The organism is Pedobacter sp. (genome assembly GCF_039594775.1).
Lineage (GTDB): Bacteria > Bacteroidota > Bacteroidia > Sphingobacteriales > Sphingobacteriaceae > Pedobacter.
Window position 1 is genome coordinate 277,847 of sequence record NZ_JBCNMT010000004.1, and the last position, 26,318, is coordinate 304,164.

General features: G+C 37.5%; 21 protein-coding genes. 11 read left to right on the forward strand and 10 right to left on the reverse strand.

Annotated features, from left to right (window positions below; translation table 11 throughout):
• Positions 1–28 precede the first annotated feature (28 nt).
• The 5 genes from bamA to ABDV71_RS12665 all read left to right on the forward strand — a co-directional run bounded on the left by bamA (position 29) and on the right by ABDV71_RS12665 (position 6,662).
• Entirely contained in the window at positions 29–2,566 is a 2,538-nt protein-coding gene (bamA, locus tag ABDV71_RS12645; protein ID WP_343533096.1) for an outer membrane protein assembly factor BamA, read from the forward strand.
• Between the two features lie 27 nt (positions 2,567–2,593).
• A complete protein-coding gene (locus ABDV71_RS12650) occupies positions 2,594–3,124 on the forward strand; it encodes an OmpH family outer membrane protein (protein WP_343533097.1) in 531 nt (176 codons plus the stop codon).
• A gap of 35 nt (positions 3,125–3,159) precedes the next feature.
• Positions 3,160–3,759, forward strand: a complete 600-nt coding sequence (locus tag ABDV71_RS12655) for an OmpH family outer membrane protein (RefSeq protein ID WP_343533099.1) — start codon at positions 3,160–3,162, stop codon at positions 3,757–3,759.
• A 59-nt stretch (positions 3,760–3,818) separates the two neighbouring features.
• Positions 3,819–4,646, forward strand: coding sequence for a glutamate racemase (gene murI, locus ABDV71_RS12660; RefSeq protein WP_343533101.1), 828 nt, complete (start codon positions 3,819–3,821; stop codon positions 4,644–4,646).
• 114 nt (positions 4,647–4,760) lie between these two features.
• Entirely contained in the window at positions 4,761–6,662 is a 1,902-nt protein-coding gene (locus ABDV71_RS12665; RefSeq protein ID WP_343533103.1) for a class II glutamine amidotransferase, read from the forward strand.
• A 247-nt stretch (positions 6,663–6,909) separates the two neighbouring features.
• Here ABDV71_RS12665 and ABDV71_RS12670 read toward each other — a convergent pair whose 3' ends face one another.
• Positions 6,910–7,371 carry a type I restriction enzyme HsdR N-terminal domain-containing protein gene (locus ABDV71_RS12670; protein WP_343533105.1) on the reverse strand — a complete coding sequence of 154 codons (462 nt, stop codon included), beginning with the start codon at positions 7,369–7,371 and terminating at the stop codon, positions 6,910–6,912.
• A 132-nt stretch (positions 7,372–7,503) separates the two neighbouring features.
• Between ABDV71_RS12670 and holA the strand changes: the two genes are divergently transcribed.
• Both holA and ABDV71_RS12680 read left to right on the forward strand, forming a co-directional pair.
• Complete coding sequence (gene holA, locus ABDV71_RS12675) at positions 7,504–8,523, forward strand: DNA polymerase III subunit delta (RefSeq protein WP_343533108.1); 1,020 nt, start codon at positions 7,504–7,506, stop codon at positions 8,521–8,523.
• 120 nt (positions 8,524–8,643) lie between these two features.
• The gene (locus ABDV71_RS12680; protein ID WP_343533110.1) at positions 8,644–11,211 is read left to right on the forward strand and encodes a zinc-dependent metalloprotease; all 2,568 of its coding nucleotides are present in this window, start codon (positions 8,644–8,646) and stop codon (positions 11,209–11,211) included.
• A gap of 192 nt (positions 11,212–11,403) precedes the next feature.
• On the opposite strand, the gene ABDV71_RS12685 is transcribed toward ABDV71_RS12680, so the two are convergent.
• The 5 genes from ABDV71_RS12685 to ABDV71_RS12705 form a co-directional block, all read right to left on the reverse strand.
• Positions 11,404–11,910, reverse strand: coding sequence for a GNAT family N-acetyltransferase (locus tag ABDV71_RS12685; RefSeq protein ID WP_343533111.1), 507 nt, complete (start codon positions 11,908–11,910; stop codon positions 11,404–11,406).
• Positions 11,911–11,915: 5 nt separating this feature from the next.
• Entirely contained in the window at positions 11,916–12,932 is a 1,017-nt protein-coding gene (locus tag ABDV71_RS12690; RefSeq protein WP_343533113.1) for an acyltransferase family protein, read from the reverse strand.
• Between the two features lie 483 nt (positions 12,933–13,415).
• Entirely contained in the window at positions 13,416–14,741 is a 1,326-nt protein-coding gene (gene murA, locus ABDV71_RS12695; protein ID WP_343533115.1) for a UDP-N-acetylglucosamine 1-carboxyvinyltransferase, read from the reverse strand.
• 17 nt (positions 14,742–14,758) lie between these two features.
• Positions 14,759–15,415, reverse strand: a complete 657-nt coding sequence (locus ABDV71_RS12700; RefSeq protein ID WP_343533117.1) for a DUF4290 domain-containing protein — start codon at positions 15,413–15,415, stop codon at positions 14,759–14,761.
• A gap of 649 nt (positions 15,416–16,064) precedes the next feature.
• Positions 16,065–18,353 (reverse strand): UvrD-helicase domain-containing protein, encoded by a 2,289-nt coding sequence (locus ABDV71_RS12705; protein ID WP_343533119.1) that lies wholly within the window; start codon positions 18,351–18,353, stop codon positions 16,065–16,067.
• 185 nt (positions 18,354–18,538) lie between these two features.
• On the opposite strand from ABDV71_RS12705, the gene ABDV71_RS12710 reads away from it, so the two are divergent.
• Entirely contained in the window at positions 18,539–18,862 is a 324-nt protein-coding gene (locus ABDV71_RS12710; protein ID WP_343533121.1) for a DUF493 domain-containing protein, read from the forward strand.
• 30 nt (positions 18,863–18,892) lie between these two features.
• Here the strand turns inward: ABDV71_RS12710 and ABDV71_RS12715 are convergent, their stop codons facing one another.
• From ABDV71_RS12715 to ABDV71_RS12730, 4 genes are all read right to left on the reverse strand, one after another.
• Positions 18,893–19,777 carry a DUF1349 domain-containing protein gene (locus ABDV71_RS12715; protein WP_343533123.1) on the reverse strand — a complete coding sequence of 295 codons (885 nt, stop codon included), beginning with the start codon at positions 19,775–19,777 and terminating at the stop codon, positions 18,893–18,895.
• Positions 19,778–19,911: 134 nt separating this feature from the next.
• Entirely contained in the window at positions 19,912–20,550 is a 639-nt protein-coding gene (locus ABDV71_RS12720; RefSeq protein WP_343533125.1) for an alpha/beta hydrolase, read from the reverse strand.
• Between the two features lie 114 nt (positions 20,551–20,664).
• Positions 20,665–22,170 carry a PH domain-containing protein gene (locus ABDV71_RS12725; RefSeq protein WP_343533127.1) on the reverse strand — a complete coding sequence of 502 codons (1,506 nt, stop codon included), beginning with the start codon at positions 22,168–22,170 and terminating at the stop codon, positions 20,665–20,667.
• Complete coding sequence (locus tag ABDV71_RS12730; protein ID WP_343533128.1) at positions 22,170–22,700, reverse strand: PH domain-containing protein; 531 nt, start codon at positions 22,698–22,700, stop codon at positions 22,170–22,172. The genes ABDV71_RS12725 and ABDV71_RS12730 overlap by 1 nt, the downstream gene beginning before the upstream one ends.
• Positions 22,701–22,865: 165 nt before the next feature.
• On the opposite strand from ABDV71_RS12730, the gene ABDV71_RS12735 reads away from it, so the two are divergent.
• The 3 genes from ABDV71_RS12735 (at position 22,866) to ABDV71_RS12745 (ending at position 26,311) form a co-directional block, all read left to right on the forward strand.
• On the forward strand, positions 22,866–25,142 hold the full coding sequence (locus tag ABDV71_RS12735) for a sensor histidine kinase (RefSeq protein WP_343533130.1): 2,277 nt from the start codon (positions 22,866–22,868) through the stop codon (positions 25,140–25,142).
• A gap of 1 nt (position 25,143) precedes the next feature.
• Entirely contained in the window at positions 25,144–25,791 is a 648-nt protein-coding gene (locus tag ABDV71_RS12740) for a response regulator transcription factor (protein ID WP_343533132.1), read from the forward strand.
• 106 nt (positions 25,792–25,897) lie between these two features.
• Positions 25,898–26,311: a hypothetical protein gene (locus ABDV71_RS12745; RefSeq protein WP_343533134.1), complete on the forward strand. Its 414-nt coding sequence runs from the start codon at positions 25,898–25,900 to the stop codon at positions 26,309–26,311.
• The last annotated feature ends 7 nt before the right edge of the window (positions 26,312–26,318 follow it).

Here is a 26,318-nt window from a genome sequence, read left to right on the forward strand (position 1 = left end):
TAACTTAGCAACGTTTTTTAGATTGTAAATGAGAAGAATATATCACCTAGTATTTTTGCTATTGATGGGTTTACCAGCATTAGCTCAAATTCGTAACCCACAACAAGCTACACCTTCATTAAAAGTAAATGGTCTGAACCTAGATTATTTTGCTCCAAGAGAATATATTATTGGAGGAACAACATTGTCAGGTTCTAAATATTTAGATAAAGATGTTATCATCGTACTTTCTAAATTAACAAAGGGAGAAACCATTATGCTCCCAGGAGAAGCAACAGCCAATGCCATTAAAAACTTATGGGCACAAGGCTTATTTGATGACATTAAACTAAACGTATCCAAAATTAATGGCGATACCGTTTATTTTGATATCGAAGTAGTAGAACTTCCGCGTTTAAGCGGCTTAGAGTTTACAGGAATCAGTAAATCTCAAAAAACAGATATTCAGGAGAAACTGGGAGATAAGGTAGGTAAATCTATCATTAACGATAACCTTTACAACACCACCAGGTCTGTAATCACTAAATTTTTGTATGAAAAAGGATTTTTCTATACTAAGGTAGATTATAAAACCAAACCAGACCCTAATCAGGAGAACAGTATGATTCTTCAGGTGAATATTGATAGAGGGAAAAGAGTTAAAGTTCAAAAAATTGAGTTCGAAGGAAACAAGGAATTTAAATCGGCAAAGCTTAGAAAATATCTAAAGAAAACTAAGCAACGCGCTTTCTATAAAATTTTTGGTAGCGGAAAGTTCAATAAAGAAAAGTACGAAGAAGACAAACTTAATTTCGTAGCCAAGTTGCACGAAAAAGGTTATCGTGATGCAGCACTGATCAGTGATAGTGTATATCGTTATAATGATAAAACTGTAGGCATCAAAATCAAAATGTACGAAGGCCCCAAATATTATTTTGGTAAAATTAGCTGGGTAGGTAACGCAAAATACTCTACAGATTTATTGACCAAAATTTTTGGTATTGAAAAAGGCGAAGTATTTAGTGAAGAAAAACTAGAGAAAAAGCTAAGAGGTAGTGCCAACGGTGATGATGTTTCGAGTCTTTACTTGAACGATGGTTATTTGACGTTCAATGTTGATCCAGTACAAACCAGAATTTATGGCGACACCGTAGACGTTGAAATGCGTATTTACGAAGGTCCAAAATATACCGTTAACAAAGTAAGTGTAGTGGGTAATACAATCACTAATGATAGGGTAGTATTGAGGGAAATTCGTACCAAACCTGGCGATTATTTTTCGAAAGAGGCTTTAATACGTGGTGTTCGTGAAATTGGCCAGTTGGGTAATTTCGACGAATCCAAAACTAATCCGGTACCTAAGCCAAATCAAGATGGTACAGTAGATATTGTTTATCACGTAGAAGAAAAACCTTCAGATCAGATTGAATTATCAGGTGGTTTTGGTGGTGGCCGTGTAATTGGAACCCTGGGGCTAACTTTCAATAACTTCTCCTTAAAGAATTTATTTAAAGGAGAAGCCTATAGGCCATTGCCAAAAGGAGATGGACAAAAACTAAGTTTACGTGGACAAACGAACGGTAAGTACTACCAATCATATAGCTTCTCATTCTCGGAGCCTTGGTTTGGTGGTAAAAAACCTGTAAGTTTTGGCGTAAGCGCATTTACCTCATTGCAATCCAATGGTCTTGCAAAAAGCAATGCTAACTACTACGGTATCCGTTTAAATGGAGTATCGTTTAGTTTGGGTAGAAAACTAAAATGGCCTGATAACTGGTTCTCTTTGGTACACTCTATCAACTTAAACCAATATATCTTAAATAACTATCCTGGTTACTTATTCAGCACAGGAGAATCATACAACTTAAATATTACCCAGGAAATTGCTAGGGATTCAAGAAATCACCATATTTTCCCAACAGGTGGAGCTTATTTAAGGTTCACTGTACAAGCTACTCCTCCTTACTCGTTATTTAACAATGTAAATTACAATACCGCTTCCGACAAGCAACGTTATAAATTTACCGAGTATCACAAATGGAAATTTGAAGCACAGTTTTTTGAAACTGTGGTGGGCAAATTGGTGTTCAAGGGACAAGCACAGTTTGGTTTCTTAGGCTCGTATAACAGTGCAGTAGGTCAATCGGCATTTGAACGCTTTAAGTTAGGTGGTGATGGTATGCAAGGCTTCGACTTCTTGCAAGGGTCAGAGATTATTGCGATGCGTGGCTATGCCAACAATGCTGTAATTCCGGTGGGTGCAAATCCATCTATTGCACAAAGTTCGGGTAGCCCAATATTTACTAAATATGTAATGGAATTACGTTATCCGGTAATTAATTCGCAACAAGCAACTGCCTTTTTAACCGTTTTTGGTGAAGCAGGTAATACTTGGAATAAGTTTGGCGATTTTAATCCGTTTAATGTTAGAAGGTCCGCAGGTATAGGAGCTAAAATATTTTTACCGATATTTGGATTGTTGGGTATTGACTATGGACACGCCTTTGACAGAATTCCAGGCGTACAAGATGGAGGTAAACAAAACTTCACCTTTAGTATAGCCCAACAACTAGGTGGATTTAATTAATTGAACACAATTTAGAAACCAGGAGATATGAAAAAGATATTTTTTATAAGCTGCTTACTTCTAGTGACATTGGGAGTATCGGCACAAAAAACAGCTTACGTTGATACGGAATATATCCTTAAACATATACCCGATTATAAATCATCTCTAACTCAGATAGAAGGTTTATCAAAACAATATCAAAAAGAAGTTGACGATGTATTTAAAGAGGTAGATGCCATGTACAGAACCTATCAAGCAGATCAGGTACTTTTAACTGATGACATGCGCAAACGTAGGGAAAATGATATCATCGAAAAGGAAAAGAAAGCAAAAGAACTGCAACGCCAAAGGTTTGGTCCAGAGGGAGATTTATTCCAGACCAGAACTAAATTGTTGAAACCAATTCAAGAAAAAGTTTCAACTACGGTTGCAGAAGTTGCAAAAAACAAATACATTGACTTCGTTTTTGATAAAAGTAGCGAAAGCACTATGATGATTTATGCAAGTGCCAACTACGACATCAGCAACGATGTAATTATTAAACTAGGATTTAAGCCAGGTACATTGGTAAAATAACACACACAGAAAACAAATATTAGGAAAAATAAAAAATGAAAAAGTTAATTAAAGGATTATTTGTAGCTGCAGGATTACTTTTAACTACTCAGGTTGTAAACGCTCAACAAAAGTTCGGTCATCTAAATTCAGACGAAATTTTCGCAGTATTGCCAGAAGCAAAAACGGTTTCAACTACAATTGAAAACTTGGCAAAGTCTAAACAAGGAGAAATTGACAAGATGATTGCTGAGTACCAAACTAAATATAAAGCTGCTCAGGAAAAAGAGAGAACAATAAGTGAGGCAAACAAAGAAGTTGTAGTTAAGGAACTTCAGGCTGCTCAAAATGAGCTACAGGATTTACAAAAAAGAATTGAAGATGCTCGTACAAAAGCAGATAAAGATTTAAGAGATAAACAAGCCGAGCTATATCCTCCTTTGCAACAAAAAGTAGCTACAGCTATCAATTCAATCTCCAAAGAAAAAGGTTTGGCATATGTTTTCGATACAGCTGCTTCACAAGGTTTCAATAACTTGGTATATTTTGATGGAGGCGAAGATATTACAGGTGCGGTAAAAGCTAAATTGGGTATTTCCGCTACTACTGCTCCGGCTGCTAGTAAACCTGCTACAGGTCCAGCTAAAAAACCTTAATTTTAAACAATAAAATTAAATAGCGGAATTAGTTTAACTGGTTCCGCTTTTTTGTGCTCATGAGCTTCCAAAAAAATGCAATAGGAATATTCGATTCTGGTTTTGGCGGTTTAACCGTTTTTAAAGCCATTGCGGAGCAATTACCTAACTATAACTATATCTATTTAGGTGATAATGCCCGTTCGCCTTATGGTGATCATTCTTTTGAAACCGTTTATCAATATACCTTGGAGTGTGTGGAGTGGTTGTTTGCTCAAGGCTGCCCCGTGGTAATCTTAGCATGTAACACAGCCTCAGCCAAGGCACTACGCAATATTCAACAACTCGATTTGCCAAAAAAATATCCTCTAAACAAGGTGCTGGGGGTAATTAGGCCTACTGCAGAAGTGATAGGAAATATGAGTAATAGTAAGTCTATTGGAGTATTGGGTACCAGGGGCACGGTACGTTCCGAATCTTACCTCATTGAAATCCACAAATTTTTTCCAGAGACTAACGTATATCAGCAAAGCTGCCCGATGTGGGTACCTTTGATAGAAAATGGTGAGTATGAAAATGAAGGTGCAGATTATTTTGTCAAGAAATATTTGAATGAGTTATTGAGCCAATCTGATCAAATAGATACTATTTTGTTAGCTTGTACGCATTATCCTTTATTGGTGCCTAAAATAAAAGAACAGCTCAATTCAAACATTAATATTGTTGCACAGGGCGATATTGTGGCAGCCAGTCTGGTTGATTATCTGAAAAGACATTCGGAAATCGATACTCGTTTAGGCCAACAATCCGAGCAGGCTTTCTATACTACTGGTGATGCCGAAGCATTCGATCAACATGCTTCTGTTTTTCTAGAAAGAAGTATTATCTCTACAAAAGTGAAAGTCTAACTTTTTCTGTCTCAAAAATATAACACAAAAATGATGTATATATAGAAAATCAGGTATTTTCTTACTAGGTTTTCATTGTGTAAAAGGGTAAATTTGCACCTTCATTCACAATCAATGAGCGAACAAATCAAACACGAGTGCGGAATAGCCTTTATCCGCTTGTTAAAACCTCTCTCATATTACCAGGAAAAATACGGTACTGCACTCTATGGCCTCAACAAATTATACTTGTTGATGGAGAAACAGCATAACCGTGGTCAAGACGGAGCAGGTATTGCCACCATTAAGTTAGACATGAAACCGGGTAGCCGCTACATCAGCCGTTACCGTTCAATGGCACAAAATGCCGTTGCAGACATTTTCGGTTACGTGCAAAACAAATTTGTGGGCATACAGGAAGAAACACCAGAACTGATGAAAGATACTGAGTTCTTGAAACAGAACGTAAGTTTCATTGGTGAAGTTTTGTTGGGACACCTGCGCTATGGTACACACGGTAAAAACAGTATTGAAAACTGTCACCCCTTTTTACGCCAAAACAACTGGATGACCAGAAACTTGGTGATTGCGGGTAACTTTAACATGACCAATGTTGACGAGTTGTTGGAGCAACTGTATGAACTTGGACAACATCCGAAAGAGAAAGCAGATACGGTAACAGTATTGGAAAAAATTGGCCATTTCTTGGACGATGAAAACCAGCTCTTGTTTGATGAATATAAAAAAGAAGGCCTTAGTAACGTAGAGATTACTCAAAAGATATCTAATAGCCTAAATGTGGCCAACATTCTTCGTCGTTCAGCCAAAAGCTGGGATGGCGGTTACACGATGTCGGGTATTATAGGCAACGGTGACGCTTTTGTGATGAGAGACCCAGCAGGTATCCGTCCAGCGTTTTATTACGTTGACGACGAAGTAGTGGTAGCGGCATCGGAGCGTCCGGCTATACAAACTGCTTTTAAAGTACAGATCAATAGCGTAAAGGAAATTAAGCCAGGTCATGCCTTAATCATTAAAAAGGATGGAACCGTTTCGGAAGAAATGTTCCGTGAACCATTGGAGAAAAAAGCCTGTTCGTTCGAGCGCATCTATTTCTCAAGAGGTAGTGATGCCGATATCTATAAAGAACGTAAAAAACTGGGCGAATTATTATGCCCACAAGTATTGAAAACCGTAAACTACGATTTAAAGAATACTGTTTTCTCGTTCATTCCGAATACCGCAGAGGTATCTTTTTATGGAATGGTAGATGGTTTGCATAAATACATTAGGGATGTACAAAAAGAGACTTTATTGCAACGCAAAGAGGTTTTGGATGATACTGCTCTTGATGAATTACTATCTATGCGTCCTCGAGTAGAGAAATTGGCCATTAAAGATGTGAAGTTGCGTACCTTCATTACGCAAGATGCGGATAGGGGAGAAATGGTGGCTCACGTTTATGATACCACTTATGGCGTAATCAAAAACCATACGGATACTTTGGTAGCGGTAGATGATTCGATTGTAAGGGGAACAACCTTGAAACAAAGTATCATTAAGATCATTGATAGGTTGCATCCTAAGAAAATCATTATCGTATCCTCAGCGCCACAAATCAGATATCCTGATTGCTATGGTATAGATATGTCTAAAATGGGACAATTTGTAGCTTTTGATGCCGCTATCCAATTATTAAAAGAAAGAGGCCAAGAGCATATCATTGAAGAAGTTTACCAAAAATGTAAAGCTTCATTGGAGTTGCCTAAAGAGGAAATTGTGAACCATGTAAAAGAAATTTATGCATCGTTTACCCCTCAGGAAATCTCTGACCAAATTGCAAAAATTATTACCCCAGCAGATACTGTAGCGGAAGTAGAAGTGATTTACCAAACTTTGGAAAATCTACATGAAGCTTGTCCTAACCATATGGGCGATTGGTACTTCTCGGGAGATTATCCAACCCCAGGCGGTAATAAAGTGGTAAACAAAGCTTTTGTAAACTGGAAAGAAGGAAATAACCAAAGAGCATATTAAGTTGAAAGTGAAAAGGCTAAAGTAAAAAACGCCGTCATTTCGACGAGTTTACGAGGAGAAATCTAACATCAAGATGTAAGGTTTCTCCTTTTTTGTTTTAGGTTGCCACGTCATTGCTATAGCGGGACTTTGTCATTCAGAGCGTAGCGAAGAATCTTAAAGTGAAAAGAGTTTACTATCATACTTTGTAAGATTGCTTCTCCCTATGAAAATCGGTATCGCAATGACGAGCTATTGAGGGTTTCTATTAAACTAACAAACTATAAATCGGCAATTCCTCTACAAAAAGAAATCCTTTATTTTCGTGGTCTATTTGTGCATAGTAATGATTAAGCCCATTGGTAATCACAATCCATTTGGCTTTGTAAACAGAATTGTATCGAGCTGCTTGATCAAAGGTAGCCTGTGTAATATTTACCGATGGCGCTTTACATTCAACTACCATCAATTTTTCTCCACTATTCGTATAAATCAAAATATCACTGCGCTTTCTGGTTTGATTAAGGCTTAAGCCACCCTCAATTTGCATTAAACTTACAGGGAATTGTTTTTCATTGATCAGGTATTTGATAAAGTGTTGACGGACCCATTCTTCTGGCGTGAGTACCAGATGTTTCTTTCTCGCTTCATCAAAAATATAATGTACACCATCTCTTTGGGTAATTTTAAAAGGATGAAAAGGTAAATTGAGTGGAGTAGGATTGAACATTGACTGGCAAAGTTAAAAGTAAAAAGCTAAAAGTAAAAAGTTAGAGATTGCAATGTTGTAGGCAGCGTAATATATTAATTTCTCATTTTAAATTCACTCATTCACTCATTCTAAAATTTGTAACTTTGAACAATGAGCGCCGATGAAATCATCAAGGATATAAAAGCAAGAAAATTTAAGCCAGTATACCTATTGCAGGGAGAAGAACCTTACTATATAGATCAGATTGTAGATTATATGGAAAAGAATATTCTCTCTGATGGTGAAAAAGGTTTCAACCAGACTGTGCTATACGGGAAGGATACGGATATGGCTACCATTATGAACGCCGCGAAGCGTTATCCAATGATGTCCGAATATCAGCTGATTGTCGTAAAGGAAGCACAGGATTTGAAATGGGGTAACGAAGGCGCCAGTAAGGAAGCCGATTTTACGCTTGCTTATTTTGAAAAGCCTTTACCAAGCACTATTCTGGTGCTGGCCTATAAGTACGCCAATTTTGATAAGCGAAAAAAGATCTACAAAGCCATTAACAGTAATGGTGTTGTTTTTCAGAGCGACCCTGTGCGTGACTATAAATTGGTGCCATGGATTGAAGAGCATATTAAGGGAAAAGGTTATAAGATTGATCCGCAAGCGGTGGCACTAATGGCCGAATATCTAGGAACCGATCTTTCTAAAATTGCCAACGAAGTAGAGAAACTTTGTTTGAACATTGATAAAGCTACTACTATTCAAACAGATCACATTCAAAGAAATATTGGAATTAGTAAAGAGTATAATGTATTTGAATTGCAGAAAGCATTGGTCACTCGTAATGTGGTAAAAAGCAATCAGATCATCAATTATTTTGCGGGCAATCCAAAAGCCAACCCAATGATCATGGTAATGGCAAATCTTAATTCCTATTTCTCTAAAATATTAAAATACCATTATTTGCCCAACAAGGCCGATGCGCCGAGGGAGCTTGGGGTAAGCCCGTACTTTATTAAAGATTACGAAGCTGCTGCCAGAACCTTTAGTGCGGGAAAAACTTTTGATATTATCAGCTTGCTTAGGGAATATGATCTAAAAAGCAAAGGTTTAGATAGTACCGGTAATATTTCGGATGGAGATTTGCTGAAAGAACTGGTTTTCAAGATCCTTCATTAAGCCCTTCGCTTATATTTATTCAAAATCCTTTAGGATGTAACTAAGAAGTTATACGTAATTCTGAAATTATCGTAGCGCTAAACTTATTTTTACTTCGCAATTAACTTATTCAAAAAATTGATGAAGAAAAATTTATTTACCCTATTAATGGTTGCTGGTGCGGTGACTTTTGCACATGCTCAACGACCAACTCAAGGTGGTGCCCCAACCGACACTACTCGTAGAGCTCCAGGTGCATTTGGTGCTGCCGCTGCTCCTAGAGCACAGCCAAAGCCTTATGATCAAGTGATCACTAGCAAGGCTTTTACTCGCAAAGGCATGATTACTGCCCATAGGATTGATGACAAATTCTATTTTGAGATTGCCGATAGTACTTTAAACAGAGATATTTTGGTGGTAAGCCGGATCTCAAAATCAGGGGCCGAAGTACGTGCAGCCCAAGGTTATGCCGGCGACCAAATTGGTAGCTCAGTGATCCGTTTTGAAAAAGGACCTAATAATAGAATTTTCATGCGTAAGGTAAGCTTTAGAGCTTATAGCGCAGACAGTACTTCTTCGATGTACCAGTCTTTGAAAAACTCTAGCATACAGCCTATTGCTGCTTCATTTGATATTGCAGCTTATACGCCAAGTAAAAATGGTAGTGTAATTGATGTGACTGCTTACATCAACAGCGATAACGACATTTTTTACTTCGGTTCTTCAATGTTCAAATCTAGATTTGGAATTGGAGCGCAACAGGCAGATAGAAGCTATATCCAGGATGTGAAGAGCTTCCCTACCAACGTAGAAATTAAAACCGTAAAAACCTATGCTAAAGCTGCTCAAAGTTCAGGAATGGGTGGCGGTGGTGGCACACCTTCTTTTGGTGGTGGTGGTGCCCCAACTGGTTCTGTTACTTTAGAATTGAACACTTCATTGGTAATTTTACCTAAAGTGCCGATGAAAGCCCGTTATTTTGATCCTCGTGTAGGGTATTTCGCGGTAGGTTATACCGACTTCGATTTAAACCCTCAAGGAGTTAAAGAAGTAGAATTAGTGAAACGTTGGAGATTAGAGCCAAAGCCGCAAGATATGGCTAAATATAAGCGTGGTGAATTGGTAGAACCAGCTAAACCTATTGTTTTCTATATTGATCCAGCAACCCCTAAAAAATGGGTACCATACCTGATTGCAGGTGTTAACGATTGGCAAAAAGCTTTTGAAAAAGCAGGTTTTAAAAACGCCGTAATCGGTAAAATGGCGCCAACTAAAGAGCAAGATTCTACATGGAGCTTAGATGATGCGCGTAACTCTGCTATCGTTTACAAACCATCAGAAATTCCTAATGCAAGTGGTCCAAGTATTTCAGATCCACGTACAGGTGAAATCATGGAAAGCCACATCAACTGGTACCATAACGTAATGAAATTGGTTCGCGATTGGTATTTTATTCAAACTGCTGCAGTTGATAAAAGAGCTCGTACCGTTAACTTTAGCGATGAATTGATGGGCGATTTGATTCGCTTTGTATCATCTCACGAAGTAGGTCATACTTTAGGTTTGCGTCATAACTATGGTTCAAGCTCAACGGTTCCTGTAGAAAATTTGCGTAATAAGAAATGGGTAGAAGAAAATGGTCATACACCATCGATTATGGATTATGCTCGTTTTAATTATGTTGCTCAGCCAGAAGATAATATCTCTAAATCAGGTTTATATCCGCGTATTGGTGATTATGACAAATGGGCAATTGAGTGGGGGTACAAATATTTTCCAGATAGCAAAACCGTTGCTTCCGATATGAAAATATTAGATAAAATGACCGTTGAAGCAGCTAAAAATAGACGTTTATGGTTTGGCACTGAAATTAATCCTGACGATCCGCATTCTCAAAATGAAGATTTAGGTGATAATGCAATGAAAGCTAGTGATTATGGTATCAAAAACCTAAAGGTAATTTTAGCTAATCTGAAAACCTGGACTAAACAACCAGGGGAGAACTATGATGAGCTAGGTAACATGTACGGACAATTGACTACTCAATTTGGTCGTTACATTGGTCACGTAAGTAAAAATATTGGAGGTATCTACGAGAATCCTAAAACGGTAGATCAAGAAGGTTTAGTTTACGAACGTACTCCTGCAGCAACGCAAAAAGAAGCGATGGAGTTTTTGAACAGACAGGTATTTACAACGCCAAAATGGTTGCTAGACCAATCTATTTTAGATAACATCAACGAAAGTCCACTAGTAGTGGTTTCTAGATTGCAAAATACAGCCTTATCTCGTCTTGTTTCTACCAGAGTTTTGGGTAATTTAATTGCTGCCGAAGCTACTGATGGAGCAAATGCTTATAAAATTTCTGACTTGTTCAAAGATTTGAACGCTTCCATCTTTACAGAACTGAAGGGCGGCGCAGCTATTGATGTTTATCGTAGAAACTTACAAAAAGCCTATGTTGATAGGTTAATCGCTATTGTAAATCCTCCTGCAGCTCCGGCTGGAGTAGCCGCTGCTTTTGGTAGAGGTGCTGGTGCGCCGACCGGATTATCCGCAAGCCAAACTGACGCAATTTCAGTAGTTAAAGGCCAATTGCGTGAGCTTGATAAAGCAATCAAAGCGAGCTCGCAATCAGATACTTTAAGCAAATACCACTTAGAGGATTTATCTGACCGTATTGAGCAAGCATTAGATAAGAAAAAATAATCTTTTGATTTGTTTGAATCCTGAAATCCCCTTGGAATTATTTCAAGGGGATTTTTTTATTGTTGTTGTCATTCTATTGCTTGTCATTCCGACGATGGGAGGAATCTCTAGGATTTTATTGGGACACTAAATGAGATTCTTCGCTACGCTCTGAATGACAGGATGGGAAGGCTAGTGTTAAAAATGAAATAATTACCTTGGCAATACTTTTTCAAAGGCTTTTCTGGCCGCACCTCTAAAATACACCTCGCCGCAATAAGTATAATCTAGTTTTTCTAGTATTCGAAGCATTGCCATATTATCAAAATTAGTATCCACTTTGATACTGTATACCTTTTTTTTGATGCATAGATTTTCAACCAGTTGGAAAAACTTTGTGGCAATGGATTTTCCCTTGGCTAATGGCGCTGCCGCTACGCGATGAAGCACCACGTAATCTTCATTGCTGCTTAACCATTTCCCTTCTATGTCCTCGTAAGCGGGCTCTATACCGAATATTACTGCGGCGTATAACAGGATAGTGCCTTCTTCTTCAATTACATAACCATAGCCCTGGTTGATGTCGGTTTGTATGGTATTTTCATTAGGGTAGCCATCTTGCCATTGTGTACTGCCATCAGCTTTCCTTTGCGCAATGGCATATTGTATAATTTCCCAAATTTGGTCTATTTCGCTAATTTTTGCTGCTCTTAAAATCATGTTGATCAGGTAATTAATGGACGTAGCTTTTTGTTGATGGCTAAGAGTCTGATGAGTAAATAAGAAATAATATATGTAATTATGGAAATGCCTATGATATAGATGAGAAGCCACAAAGGCGAATTTCTATCAAAAGTGAAATGAATTGTGAAAGGATAAACATAATGCAATACTAATACATGGGCTAAATAAATGCCGTAGCTATGTCTATCTAGGTTAATAGAAAGTTCGCTTGAACCCTCCAGCAAGCTTTTGCCCAAAAGAAAGATGCCAATGGAGAGTAAACAAACGTTTGGCGATAGGTAGTTATAGTAGGTAATGTTGAGTTGATTTTGTTTTACGGAAAGATAGCTGGTAGACAGTAAGGTTAAAGCAGTGCCCAATACAAAAAAGATAAGATACAAAGTGTTTTTAGGACGATTGACCGTAACATATTTATCCAGATAATAGCCTAATACCAAATAACCTAAGTATTTGCTGAAATACAAGACTTCAATACTTGGGATATATTTGGCCATATCGGTATTGATAAATAGCGTAAGTACCCATAGCAATAAAAAATAATGGATTTCCTGTTTAGTACTATTTTGCACCCATTTTCTGATGATAGGAATAAAAAGATAGACGCCTAAAATCATGTATACATACCACAAATGGTAATAGGTGCCTTTAAGTAGTTTATTAATTAAGATTTGGAATAGCTCCAGCAAAGAAAATTTTTGAAAGCTGTCCGCATATACAAAAATGAAATAAATGATGCTCCAAAATAGGAAAGGCAGTACTACCCGCTTTAAGCGTTTGGACAGGAAGGTATTTAATGGTTCGTAACGGTCGAGCAAGACGGCACCAGAAATCATGACAAATACAGGAACACCAAAACGGAGCATTGAATCCAACAAATTGGCCAATTGCCATGAAGCAAAGCTGATTTTATTGAACTGCAGTACAAAGGGGGCGGTTACATGTAGCAGTACCACTGCGAAGGTGGCAATGTTCCTTAAGTTACTAATGTAATTTTTCAAGCTGCTGTTTTTGCGTCAAAAGTAGGAATAATTTATGGAGTAAAGCTTTGGGTGTAAATCTAAAGATAGTTGTTGACGAGAAAATATAACTACATAGATGCATAGATGATCATTTTGAGATTATAGCGGATAATTTTTAAAGAACAAATAGGCTCGAATATAGGGCAGTCGATTTTAGTCCAATTGGATTTACTATGTGCCTATGTGGTTCATTTAAGGTTTTAAATCCATAAAAGTAAATACAACCACATAGGCACATAGAGATGATATAGTATTTGAAATTTACGTTGATTTTTGGAGTACAGGCTTTTGTATATTAAACCTGATTGAACGGATTAGCCCGTATGCCAATGCAATTGGGAGAGGACTAAAAGTGAAAGCAGGACTAACATGGTGAAATGTACTAGCCCTGCTTTTCTAAATATGCTTAGATCGTATCGTTACAATCTTAAATCTAAAATTGTAAATCTACTCTCGTCAATATTAATGGCTTGGTGCAGCTGCATCAACACGTTTAATTTGTGCACCTAATGCACGTAAACGGGTGTCGATGTCTTGATAGCCACGCTCAATTTGCTCGATGTTAAAGATGGTTGACTTGCCTTCAGCAGATAGCGCTGCGATTAATAGAGAAACACCGGCTCTAATATCTGGCGAGGTCATGCTAATACCACGTAATTTGTATTTTTTGTCGATACCGTTCACGGTAGCGCGGTGCGGATCACAAAGGATAATTTGGGCACCCATGTCAATCAGCTTATCTACAAAGAACAAGCGGCTTTCGAACATTTTTTGGTGAATCAATACATTTCCTTTAGCTTGTGTAGCTACCACTAAAACAATGCTCAGTAAATCTGGTGTAAAGCCAGGCCAAGGTGCATCGGCAATGGTTAGGATAGAGCCATCAATAAAAGTATCTAGTTCATAGTGTTTTTGCGAAGGAACGTAAATATCGTCGCCTCTGCGCTCCAGTTTAATTCCAAGTTTTTTAAATACTTCTGGAATAATACCTAGTTCGTCGTACTGTACGTTTTTGATGGTAATTTCCGATTCGGTCATGGCCGCTAAGCCAATGAAAGAACCAATTTCAATCATATCGGGCAACATACGGTGTTCAGTTCCACCTAGTTTCTTAACTCCTTCAATGGTTAATAGGTTAGAGCCTATGCCGCTAATTTTAGCACCCATACGGTTCAGCATTTTGCAAAGTTGCTGCAAGTAAGGTTCGCAGGCCGCGTTGTAAATGGTAGTAGTGCCTTTAGCCAAAACTGCTGCCATTACAATGTTGGCGGTTCCCGTTACCGATGCCTCGTCTAACAAAATGTAAGTTCCTTTTAGATTGGTCGCGTCTACATTAAAGAAAGATTTTTTGCTGTCGTAAACAAATTTGGCGCCTAGTTTTTCGAAGCCCAAAAAGTGGGTGTCCAAACGGCGGCGACCAATTTTATCACCTCCTGGTTTAGGAATAGCGGCTTTGCCGAAACGAGCCAATAATGGGCCCACGATCATGATAGAACCACGTAGACTACCACCTTTAGATTTAAAAGCTTCAGATTGGAAAAAATCCAAATTGATGTTTTTGGCCTCAAAAGTGTAGGTATCTTTGCTTAAACGCTCAACTTTTACACCTAAATCAGCTAAAAGATCAATCAGTTTATTTACGTCTTTAATATCTGGGATATTGCTTATGGTAACCTTTTCTTCGGTTAACAATACGGCCGATACAATTTGTAGGGCTTCATTTTTAGCTCCTTGAGGAGTAATTTCGCCCTTTAGTTTTTTGCCACCAATAATTTCAAATGCGTTCATTGCAATAATTTTTCTGGTTAATGTCTTTGTTTATTATTGTTGTTATTGTTGTTACGCTGACGGTTGTTCTTTTTATTGTTCTGACGGCCGCGATTATTATTGTTCTGTCTATTATTTTGAGACTTGAATTCCACTTTTTGAAGGTTCACGTTCTCTTCTAAGGTTAAGGCCCCACCAGAAAGTTCCCTTAGGTTCTTAATGATTACCTCATCGGCAACATTGTCTTTGTTCCACTGCACATAGGCCATTTTCATGAAATTGGCAATGCCTTGTACCATGGCCGCTTTACGCTCCGGGTTTTGCTCTTCCATGGCGTTGGCAATTAGTTTTTCAACCGTTTTGCCATAATGTTTGTATTTAATGCGTTGATGTGGATATCCAATGTGGTCTGGTTTAAACTCTTTGGTTTCTGGCGTAGGTTTAGGGTATGGGCTGTCTACATCAATCTGATAGTTGGAAATGATGTGCAAGTGATCCCAAAGTTTGTGCTTAAAATCGGCAACGTCACGTAAGTGCGGGTTTAAAAAGCCCATTAAATCAATAACGGCCTGTGCATATTTGTTACGTTCTTCTTTGGTGGGCAAGGTAATAATGTATTTTACCATGTTTTGTACGTTACGTCCGTACTCGGCCAAAATCAGTTCGCTTCTGGTGGTATTATAATCAAAATTCATTTTAAAAAAATTAACGGTTATAGGTTATTTCAATATCGATTTTATAACAATTTGAAAAACAGCGTTAGGTATTTCATGGCGGCTATAGTCCTGCTGTGCGTTGCAATCTTTTTGTTGGTGTCGTTGCTAAAAACCTCGCAGGTTTGTGGTACGCAGGTGTAACAAAAAGTATTTTCACTACCATCAGGTTTATTAAGCAAGGCCTGTCCAAAACAGCCACAACTTATTTCTTTTATTGTTGCGAAAACCGAAATAACTCAATGATCTTCCTTACCATTATGAAATAACTGAAACAGAAGTTATAGACTAAGGGAAAACCCTCAACTTCCAAAGATGTTTTCAGTTATGAAATTCACCGGAATGGTTTGTTACCAGCAAAGATAGGGAAAAGTTGGTAAAGAGTAGAAAGTTGAAAGTGAAAAGTTGGTAGAAGTACTCGCACTTGCTATTTCTCCCTTTGCAAGGAAATTAAGAGGAAGGTTTATTGTTGGTAAATAAGGGCAATCGTCGTTATTGTTATTCCGACGATAGAGTCTGTCTCGATACATTAAATAAGATTCTTCGCTGTTCTAAATGACAAAAAAGCATCGCTAGCGCTTGAAACCAATACCAAACAACCAACCATCCAAAAAACTAACCAGCTAAAAAGCTACTTCACAATTCTCAGTTTCGCGAATTTTAATAACAATTGCTTATTGCCCAAGCCTTGGAAAAACACCGTTGCTTTTACATCAGGAAGTCTTCCTTCCAACTGTACAATTTTACCGAAACCGAATTTTTCATGTTCTACATCCATACCATTTTGAAACTCATGTGCCGCACTTGGTGTAAAGCCAGCCGTAGGCACGTGCGCCTTAGGTAAAATAGAGGTAGTTGGTTTGGGTTTAAAAGCCGTTTGCTGCGAAGCAGGTTTTTGTTGTAGCTCCCTTTGTTGGCTCCAGGTTTTGCGTTCGGTATCAAAGCCACCACTGCTAAAGCTAGGTTTGGCCTGTTTAATGGCATCTAACTCTAGGTATTTAGGGCTGATCTCATTGATGAAACGACTAGGTTCGCAAGAAGTTAACTGCCCCCAACGATAACGTGAGGTAGCATAAGTTAAGGTCAGTTTTTTCTCTGCCCTGGTAATGGCAACATAGAATAAACGGCGCTCTTCCTCCAAATCACTTCTCGAAGTAAGGGACATTTGCGATGGGAAAAGATTTTCTTCCAAACCTACCACATACACATTTTTAAACTCTAATCCTTTTGCCGAGTGGATGGTCATTAACGAAACAGTATCCTTGTCTTTATCTTTATCATTATCGTCGTTGGTTAACAGGGCAACATCCTGCATAAAAATGGCTAAGCTGCGGTCTTCAATATCTTCACGCTCAGCAAATTCCTTAATACCGTTCAATAGCTCCTGAATGTTCTCATATCGTGCTCTACCTTCAACACTATCATCGCTATGCAGTTCCTTTAATATTCCCGAATGTTGGGCAATGTAAAGTGCAGATTCGTAAGCGTCCAACTTTTTAGATTCTGCCGCAAATGCTTTGATCATCATGGCAAAATCATTCAGTTGGTTCGGTACACGTCCGCCTAAATACTGATGTGGGGTACAGATCACTTCCCACATGGTAATGCCATGTTCATTTGCTGCTACAGAAACTTTTTCTAAGGTTGTATCGCCTAAACCACGACGGGGGTAGTTGATTACACGCTTTAGTGCTTCCTCATCTGCTGGATTAAAGGTTAAACGGAAGTAAGCAATTAAATCTTTGATTTCCTTACGTTGGTAAAATGAAAGCCCCCCGTAAATTTTGTATGGAACATTAATCTTACGCAAGGCCTCCTCCATGGCCCTACTTTGGGCGTTGGTACGGTATAAAATAGCAAAATCGTTGTAGGCTAGCCCTTTTGAAGAACGTTCCTGCATAATAGATTCGGCTACCAGCTTACCTTCTTCATTGTCGGTAAAAGCTCTTGATATTTTAATTTTATCGCCTTTTTCATTGTCAGAGAATACGTTTTTCTCTAACTGGTTTTTGTTGTTGGCAATAATGCTATTGGCTACTTCTACAATGTTTTGTGTTGAACGGTAGTTTTGTTCCAATTTGTAAACTTTCAAGTCTGGGTAATCGCGTTCTACATTTAAGATATTCTGGATATTAGCTCCACGGAAAGCATAAATACTTTGCGCATCATCACCCACTACACATAAGTTTTCATGTGCTGCAGCAAGTTTTTTTACAATAGTATACTGCGAATGGTTGGTATCCTGATACTCATCCACCATGATGTATTTAAACTTGTGTTGGTATTTGTTCAGTACTTCAGGATGCTTTCTGAGCAGTACGTTGGTTTTGAACAACAGATCATCAAAATCCATGGCCCCAGCTTTATAACAACGTTTGGCATACGTTTCGTAAATAAGTCCCATTAGTGGACGCTTGTTGCCAGCATCTTCTGCTTGTAGATGAGCGTTGCTTTGATATTCTGATACGGAGATTAAATTATTTTTCGCGGAGGAAATGCGACCATAAATAATGTTTGGCGCATATAATTTATCGTCCAACTGCATTTCTTTCAAAATGGTGCGGATTAAGCTTTTGCAGTCATCGGTATCGTAAATGGTGAAATTGCTTGGATAACCGATTTTTTCAGCCTCTACACGTAAAATTTTAGCAAATACCGAGTGAAACGTTCCCATCCAAATGCTCTTAGCTTCAGCGCCAACTACTTTTTCAATACGTTCACGCATTTCCTTACTAGCTTTGTTGGTAAAGGTCAACACTAGAATATTGAACGGATCAACGCCTTTTTGTATCAAGTGTGCCACACGATAGGTAATTACCCTCGTTTTTCCTGAACCTGCGCCAGCTACAATCATCACTGGTCCTTCGGTATTCTCTACTGCTGCTCTTTGTTGTGGGTTTAATCCTGCTAAATAATCCAAAATCTTATATCCTTTTTAAAGTCCAAAAATAGCAAAAACGACGCGCTTATTAAAGTTAAAAGTAGTGTGTTGAAAGTTTAAAGCATCTATAGGTAGTTATACTTGCCACTTTATGCTTTGAACATTTAACTTTATGACAAAATAGCATAGTTGTACTTAGGAATGGAATTTGATAGGTAATGTTTATGGATAATAACAATTTAAATAAAAACATAGATTTTAACGATATCCCAGAAGGGAACAATGCCGACGTTTATGCAAACTTTAAGGAGAAGCTAGAAAGCGTGCAAACTTTTCCAGGTGTTTATACCTTTAAGTTCATCATTACCGGCGACCATACCAAAATTGAAGAACTAAGAGTGATATTACCTAATGATGAGTTTGTTGAAAAACCTTCTAAAACGGGTAAATATTTGGCTATTACCGTAAACAAGCAAGTGCAAAATGCTGATGAGGTAGTGGATATTTATAAAAAAGTGGGAGAAATTAAAGGTGTAATGATGCTTTGATATAAAGCGTCATTGCAAAAAGTAATAACGTTATTCGCCAAGTAATTTTAAGATTTCGGCATTAGAAACATTGTAGTCTGTTAAATGATTTTTATAAACATTGTTATACCAGTTTTCGTAGGGTGAATTTCCACTATAGCTTATCGCCGGACGTTTAAAACTAATGTAATCGATAGCTAAGCGCATATTCAATGGGCCTTCATTTGGATGTAGTGTTTTGTTGAAGCTTATCTCATCCTTATCGTTTGCAGGTACATTTGGGGAACTGGTGTAGCAATTAAAACCTATCTGAAGTTGGTTTGGCCATTGTTGTAGATAAAATCTTTCGTGAACTGTCCATGCTTTATCTGTATCATATTTGTAAAGCATGATAAACGCATGTCCAACTCTCACAATTCTTAAGGTAATCCACTCGGCACGGGCATCACGAAGTTTTAAATTAGAACGGCTATTTATCGTATACTTTGTTTCAATAACCTGTTTGTTTTCTGTGGCAGCAACTCCTGTGGTTATAAAAATCCAGTTTTCTCTGCCAGGAGACCAATTTTCTGCAGTTTCTTTTCTTGGAATTCTTACCATTAAGCCTCCCAACGACCAAAGGCTTGTCGCAATGTCAGACGATATTCCGCTAGATTTAACCCTTGCTTTTACGTCAAAATCTCCATTGACGGTTTTATAAACGAAAGGGGCATTTCCATCTTGAAACCATCCAGAGGTACGAGGTTCAAGAATAAGTTTGCCATCTTCTATTTTCAGGGTGTTTAGTTTATTAGGCCATTTCTCTACTTGGTGTAATATCGACCATTTTTTTAGTGAAGAAGTGTCTGAAAAGTCATCATTTAAAGCAGAAATATCTTGTGCGGAAATGTGAAAAGAAATCAGGCAGAGAAACCCTAAAAAAAATGAAACTTTCATTCTGTATTAAATTAAAACCGAATAGTATATGATATTTTCAATGATACAGAAAGGTCTTGTTTGTAGGTTTTAATTTCGATGAACTGCAATAGTTGCCGGTAAACAGCGGTTGGGCTCCGTCAATTCATACTTATTTAGATAATCTGATGCAAAACTTCACTAACCTGTTTTGCTTTATCTAATACCATTAAATGACCACCATCTTTAATTGGGATTACTTTGCCAGATTTACGAATTGGGAGAAGTTTGTCGTTCGTCCCGTGAATATGAAATAAGTTGTGGTGCAATTGTGTATTGTTCCATTTTACAATACAATTGATTGCCCATTTTAAGAAATCAATATCTGTATCTGCTAAAACTCTCTTGAATAAATCTTTGTCATTTTTACGGATTACACCAAACAACCATCTGTTTAAGGAATGGTCTTTTTTCAAGAATGAATAGGGGATAAGTCGATGTAAGCGCAGCCAACCTGCTAATCGATAAACGACTGGTATTTCTGCCCTTGTTTTTAAAGAAGAGATTAAGATAAGCTGTTCAACACGGATTATTTTAGCAAGTTCGGTAGCCATAATGCCACCAAAGGATAGGCCTATAAGTATTGGGTTTTTATGTTTGATCTGCTCGTTAATTCTTTGAGCATAATGGTTGATGCTTTCATTGGGTAGGGGGTTTATCCACTGCACAAACGTAACGTCTAAATCTTTAAAATCTAAATATCGGAATACCCTTTCATCTGCTCCTAATCCGCTTAGTATATAAACTTTCTTCATTTAATTATGTGGGGAGTATAAATTATTTACCACCTTAGACATCTAAGTTCATTTTAGATTTTTGTAGTTTTAATCTTTGCTCCTTGCTCTTTATTCCTTACTCTTTTCCCTCTTCTACATCCACTCTTGGTCGCTACTTTCTACCTGATAAAGCCAATAGTTAACCAATGTCTTTATTTCCGTAAAATTGCCGTACGTAAACGAGATACTACCGGCTGCGGTATGCAAGCTTACATGGCCAATATCCAACTTTTTATGCCAAGGATATTGTGAGGTGCTGATGGATTGTATTTTATGTGGCTCTATAATTTCTTGCGAAATGTCCCAAATACCGCTTTGCTTAATGATATAAGCCTCTGACACAGTAATACGATGTTTGGTATAGCTGATATAAATCATGGCCAACGTAATCACAAAATAAGCTATAGCCAGCGGATAATAGGCTCTTACTTCCGAAATAAAATAGTAAAAGATGCCATAGGTCAACACAGGCAAAAGCCCTTGAAATAAAATAGGGAGGTTAAGAAAGCGCCAATTTGGTTTAAACGTGCCGCCGCCTTCGGGAAGCTTTTCGAAAATCATGCTTAAAAGCTCGTCTTTTTCTGTAGCGCTACAACCTGGAATTTCCGTGTTATTGTTCTTCATTTCCTTTTCCGATTGTTCGCGGCCTGCATGGGCCTGTTTTAACAACATTTTGAACAAACCAATTTTCTTTTGTAGATAGTTTTGGCTGTACTCGGTAATCTGTACCTTATTGGGATGAAGTAGTGTGTTTTTCTTGGTTAACAACCCTGCCGAAATTAATAACGACTGATGGTGCTTGCTTAACTGAAAATCAAAGTATTTCACGAAAGTCCTGATGACATTGGTGGCCAATAGTAATATTGCAATAGCAACCAAGAAAATACCAATAGAAAATAGGCTAAAGCCACTTTTTACAAATTGTTCTACCTGCCCGTAGTCGTTGTCGAAAGCTTTGAGCACTTCTTTAATGTTATGGAAAACGGCGTAGCCAAAACCAATCAGCAGGGCAAGGCTTTGACCATAATTACTGGTAAGACCAATTTTCAGTAAGGTAGCGGGCCTAATCTTGATTAAAGAGATATTTTCATCGATTACTGCTGGCATTTCCAGTTCACTTTCTTCTGCTGCTGTGCGCTGTCCATGCAATAAATGCTGTCGCAAAGCCTGTGCAATGTCACCATTAATGGCCTTAATGTCTACCTCCTTGCTATCTGAGCCTGCGGTATCAATTTGTAAGCTATAAACACCAATTATTTTTTGCAAAAAGCCTTGATTAATGTTTACCTGTTGTACCTTTTCTATAGGGATAGTTAAATGTTTACGACCAAAAACACCCTTGTCAATTACAAATTCTTGTTTGAGGGGATTAAGGTAAAAGGTAAATCTGAGGTAATAAAAATAGCCATACAGTAGCGCAATAGCCAATATGGCAAGTAACCCAAATGTCGTATAAGTAAGCATTACCTTATTTGATTTGATGATCAAGTAAGCCAAAGGGATAAACAAAGCTCTGATAAGCTGCTGTATTACATAAGCGCCATTAATGATGATGCCTGCAGCAGACTGTCGTTGAGGTTGGCTAAAATCTATAGACATTATTCGTTTTCAGCTTTAGTGTTAACAACTAAACGTTGTACCAATGCCTCTTTAATGGCTCTGGCCTGTTCTATTTCAATCCCTGCGATGTGTATATCGCCGTTGGAGCCACTGGCGGTATAAATTTGTAGCGTACCCAAGTCAAACATTCTTGAAAATATCCCTTCATTTAGGGTTACGTGTTGTATTCTATTTAAAGGAATAATGGTCGTTTTTTCGGCAATGATGCCGCTTTTGTATAGTACATCCTTTTCTCTTAACGCAAAACCTCTTCTTTTAAAGCTGACAAGGGAAATTAAATATAGCAAGACAGCAAAAGCAATGAAGATTGACAACCATAGAAACCAATAATTACGTACGCTTCCGTTAACTAAAATAAGCAGGCCAAGACCAATGGCTGTAAATGCTAAGAAAATAGACAAATTAATGATGATTATTTTCCAATATTTTCGGTCGGGTTTGGTCAATAGCGTTTCTTCGTATTTAGGAAGTGTGTTTAAATCTATCGTTTCGTTAGTGAAATGTTGCATTCGGTAAATTTTGTGAAATCTAAAGATAGTTGATTCAATAAAAATTTTCGGAGTATAGTGAAAATCTGTGTTAATGTTTTCTATATTAGGATGTTGGTTTTCGCTAAATAGATAACACACTTATCACAAGAAGAAATTTAGCCGAAAATTTTGAAAACTACGCCAATGAAATCTTCAATTAAATTTGCGCTTAACCTGCTATTTTTTTTAATAGTAATGTGTTCTTTTAGCTTGTTTGCTCAGGAGCTAGCAGATGTAGAACAATTAAAAAAGGAACTTTCAATAGCAAAAACATCAGCGATTAAATTAGATATCCTAAATAAAATAGCAGCAGCGTATGCTAAAACAGATACCACAAATACTTCTTTTTATGTAAACCAAGCAATTTTATTGGCAGATAAAGTTGGCGATGTTTCGGCAAAGGCTAATGCCTATTACACACAAGCCCAATCTTATTATTTCAAATCAAAAGGCGATAGAGCCTTTCCATTGTATTTAAAGGCTTCGCAACTTCAAAAACAGCTAAATAAAAAAGAAGAATACGCAAGTGCATTAACTGGAATTGGCAAGAGCTATATTTTAATGACCAAATATGAACAAGGCATTCCTTATGTGGAGAAGGCGATAGCAGTTTATAAAGAGTTAAATCATACCGGTGGATTAATATCAAATTATAACCAATTGGGCATTATGTACAATGCAATGGGAAAGAAAGATATCGCCATTGAACATTTTATTTCTTCCTTAAAAATTGTAACCGATTTAAAAGACCAACCGGGTTTTGTTTCTCTTCAAATAAATATAGGAAGGCTGTATTGGGAAATTGGGCAATTTGAACAGGCAAAGAAATTTTTTCTAAATGCTATTCAAAAAGCAAATGAAAAAAAAGATTTCCTCAATAGTGGTAAAGCGAACCTAAACTTGGCCAATATATATATTGAACAGAAAAACTATAACGAAGCAATAAAATTGATTAATGATGCTACGGTAGTTTTTGAAAAGGTAGACTTTAAGTTGGGGCTGGTTTCGTGCTATAATAATTTGGGCGCTTTAAAAATACGACAAGAAAAATTCAAAGAATCTATTCCATACTTAAAAAAGGCACTCGAATATATTGACCAAAAGAATGATAAATCTGGAGCTGTTTTAACCCAGCAAAATATAGCATATGCTTATACGATGTTGCAAGATTATGAAGAAGCTACAAAATGGTTTGCTTTAAGTGAAACAGAAGTTTCAAAAGGAGGAGTAACACCTTATGTGATGGGAGAGCTGTATAAACATGTGGCTATTTTAGATTCTTTAAAAGGGGATTATCAAAAAGCATTAGATCATAAAACTAAGTTCTACGCGATATCAAATAGTCAGTTAAATGAGAAAATCAGTAAGCAAATCAACGAACTGCAAACCAAGTACGAAACCTCTAAAAAAGAAGCACAGATTTTTCTGCTAAGCAAAGAAAATGATATTAAAGCTCTGCAGTTAAATAATAATGCCTTGGAAATTTCAAAAAATAAATCTCTGCTTACCGCGCAACAGCAGCAAATTACCATTAATGGCTTAGAGCTTTCTAACAAAAACCAAGCACTTGCCAATCAAAAACTAGATGCGCAAAAGAAGGCACAGAATATTAAAGCTTTGCAAAAGCAATCTCGTATACAAAATCTGGAGTTGCAAAATAAAAAGTTGGAATTGGAGCAGCGGAATTTAGCTATGGGTTCAATCCTTGTTGTATTTCTTGCCTTAGGTGGTATTTCTTTCTCGTTTTATAAACGTAATCAACTCAAACAGCAAAACCTTTTACAAACAGAAATTTACAGACAACAGGAAATTGCTACTAAATCTGTTTTTGAAGGCGAGCAAAATGAGCGCATCCGTATAGCCCGAGATCTGCATGATGGAATAGGGCAAATGCTTTCTGTAGTGAAAATGAATGTTTCTACTTTAAGCCCGTCAGATAAAACAGTTGAGGGAACGCTTAACCTGGTAGATAAAACCATCACCGAATTAAGGGCCATTTCGCATAATCTTATTCCAGAAGCCTTAAATTTTGGATTGTTTGCTGCCTTGGAAGATATCTGTAAGAAGATTAACGAAGCGGGAAACACGAAGGTAGATTTAAATGTAGCGCAAGAAGTAGATGAGGTGCCATTAGGCCAACAGAATAAACTTTCTATTTATCGCATTGTGCAAGAAGTGCTTAACAACATGATCAAACATGCCAATGCGTCCCATATTTCCATCGACATTAAGAGAGTAAATGAAAATATGCTCATTGCCATTAAAGATGATGGAGATGGATTTGATACTTCGAAAATAGACGATTCGAAGGGAATGGGTTGGAAGAATATATCTGCACGAGTACATCTAATGGATGGGGATATGAATATCAAGTCGGAAAAATTAATTGGTACACAAATAGAAATTAGCATTCCCGCTTAATATGGGCACAGAAAATATCAATATACTTATTGCAGACGATCATCAAATGGTGATTGATGGTTTGAAAATGATGTTGGAAAATCAAAACTATCATGTGGTTTCAGAAGCTAATAATGGGCAGGAAGCTATTGATTTAATCAATGTTAGCCCGTACAAATACGATTTAGTACTTACGGATATCAGCATGCCTTTGTTGTCGGGTACTGAGTTGTGTAAGATGGTTAAAGCACAGTTTCCGCATATTCAAGTGCTTATCTTATCAATGTACAATAATGCCCAAGCAGTAAAGGAAGCGGTATTGGCTGAAGCTGATGGTTATATCCTGAAAAACTCTGGCCGCAGTGAATTACTTCAGGCACTTCATCGCATTACAAATGGCGGAACATACTTTTCGCAAGATATTGTCCCCATTATTTACGGACAGTACCAAAAGCAGAAAGTACAAGATGAAAAATTGAATGTGCTTTCTCCGCGGGAAAAAGAAATATTATCACTCATTGTAAAGGAATTGACCAGCGAAGAAATTGCGGAGAAGTTATTTATCAGTAAGAAAACCGTCGACAATCACCGCCAACATCTATTTGTAAAATGCAATTGTAAAAGTACTGTCGGTTTGGTAAAGTATGCTATTGCCAATGGTTTAGAGTAAGCTATAGGTATTTGTACCTATTAAAATGAGTTTTTGTCTCTATTGTATGCCGAAGGGCTGATTTTCAATTTTGTAATGATCATTTAAACCAGGTCATTATATAGATATGAAAACCAAACTTACTCACTTATCATTCATCCTATTTACAGCGATTGCCACACTTAGTGCTTGCAAAAAAGATAAAGAGGCCGAAGCCACCGTGGCTTTGGCTGGAAATTGGAAAATTAGCAAGTATGATGGTCAGGCATTGCAATCGCCAGCTTATGGTACTTTTTCTGCAACTGCTACCTCTTCCACAGGTGGTACTTCTAATTTTGTAGTTTCTTTTAATGGTACTACGACTAGCAAGGAAAGCAATACTTTCATCGTTTCTGATAACAATACAAAAGTCACCTTTACCAAAACAGATGGTAATTATACTGTGCTGAGTGGTGGCGGTACTTGGACTATCAATACAATTAACAGTAGCAGTTTAAAAATGACCAGCCAATATGGTTTAGTACTGGAAATGAACAAATAAATCTCCT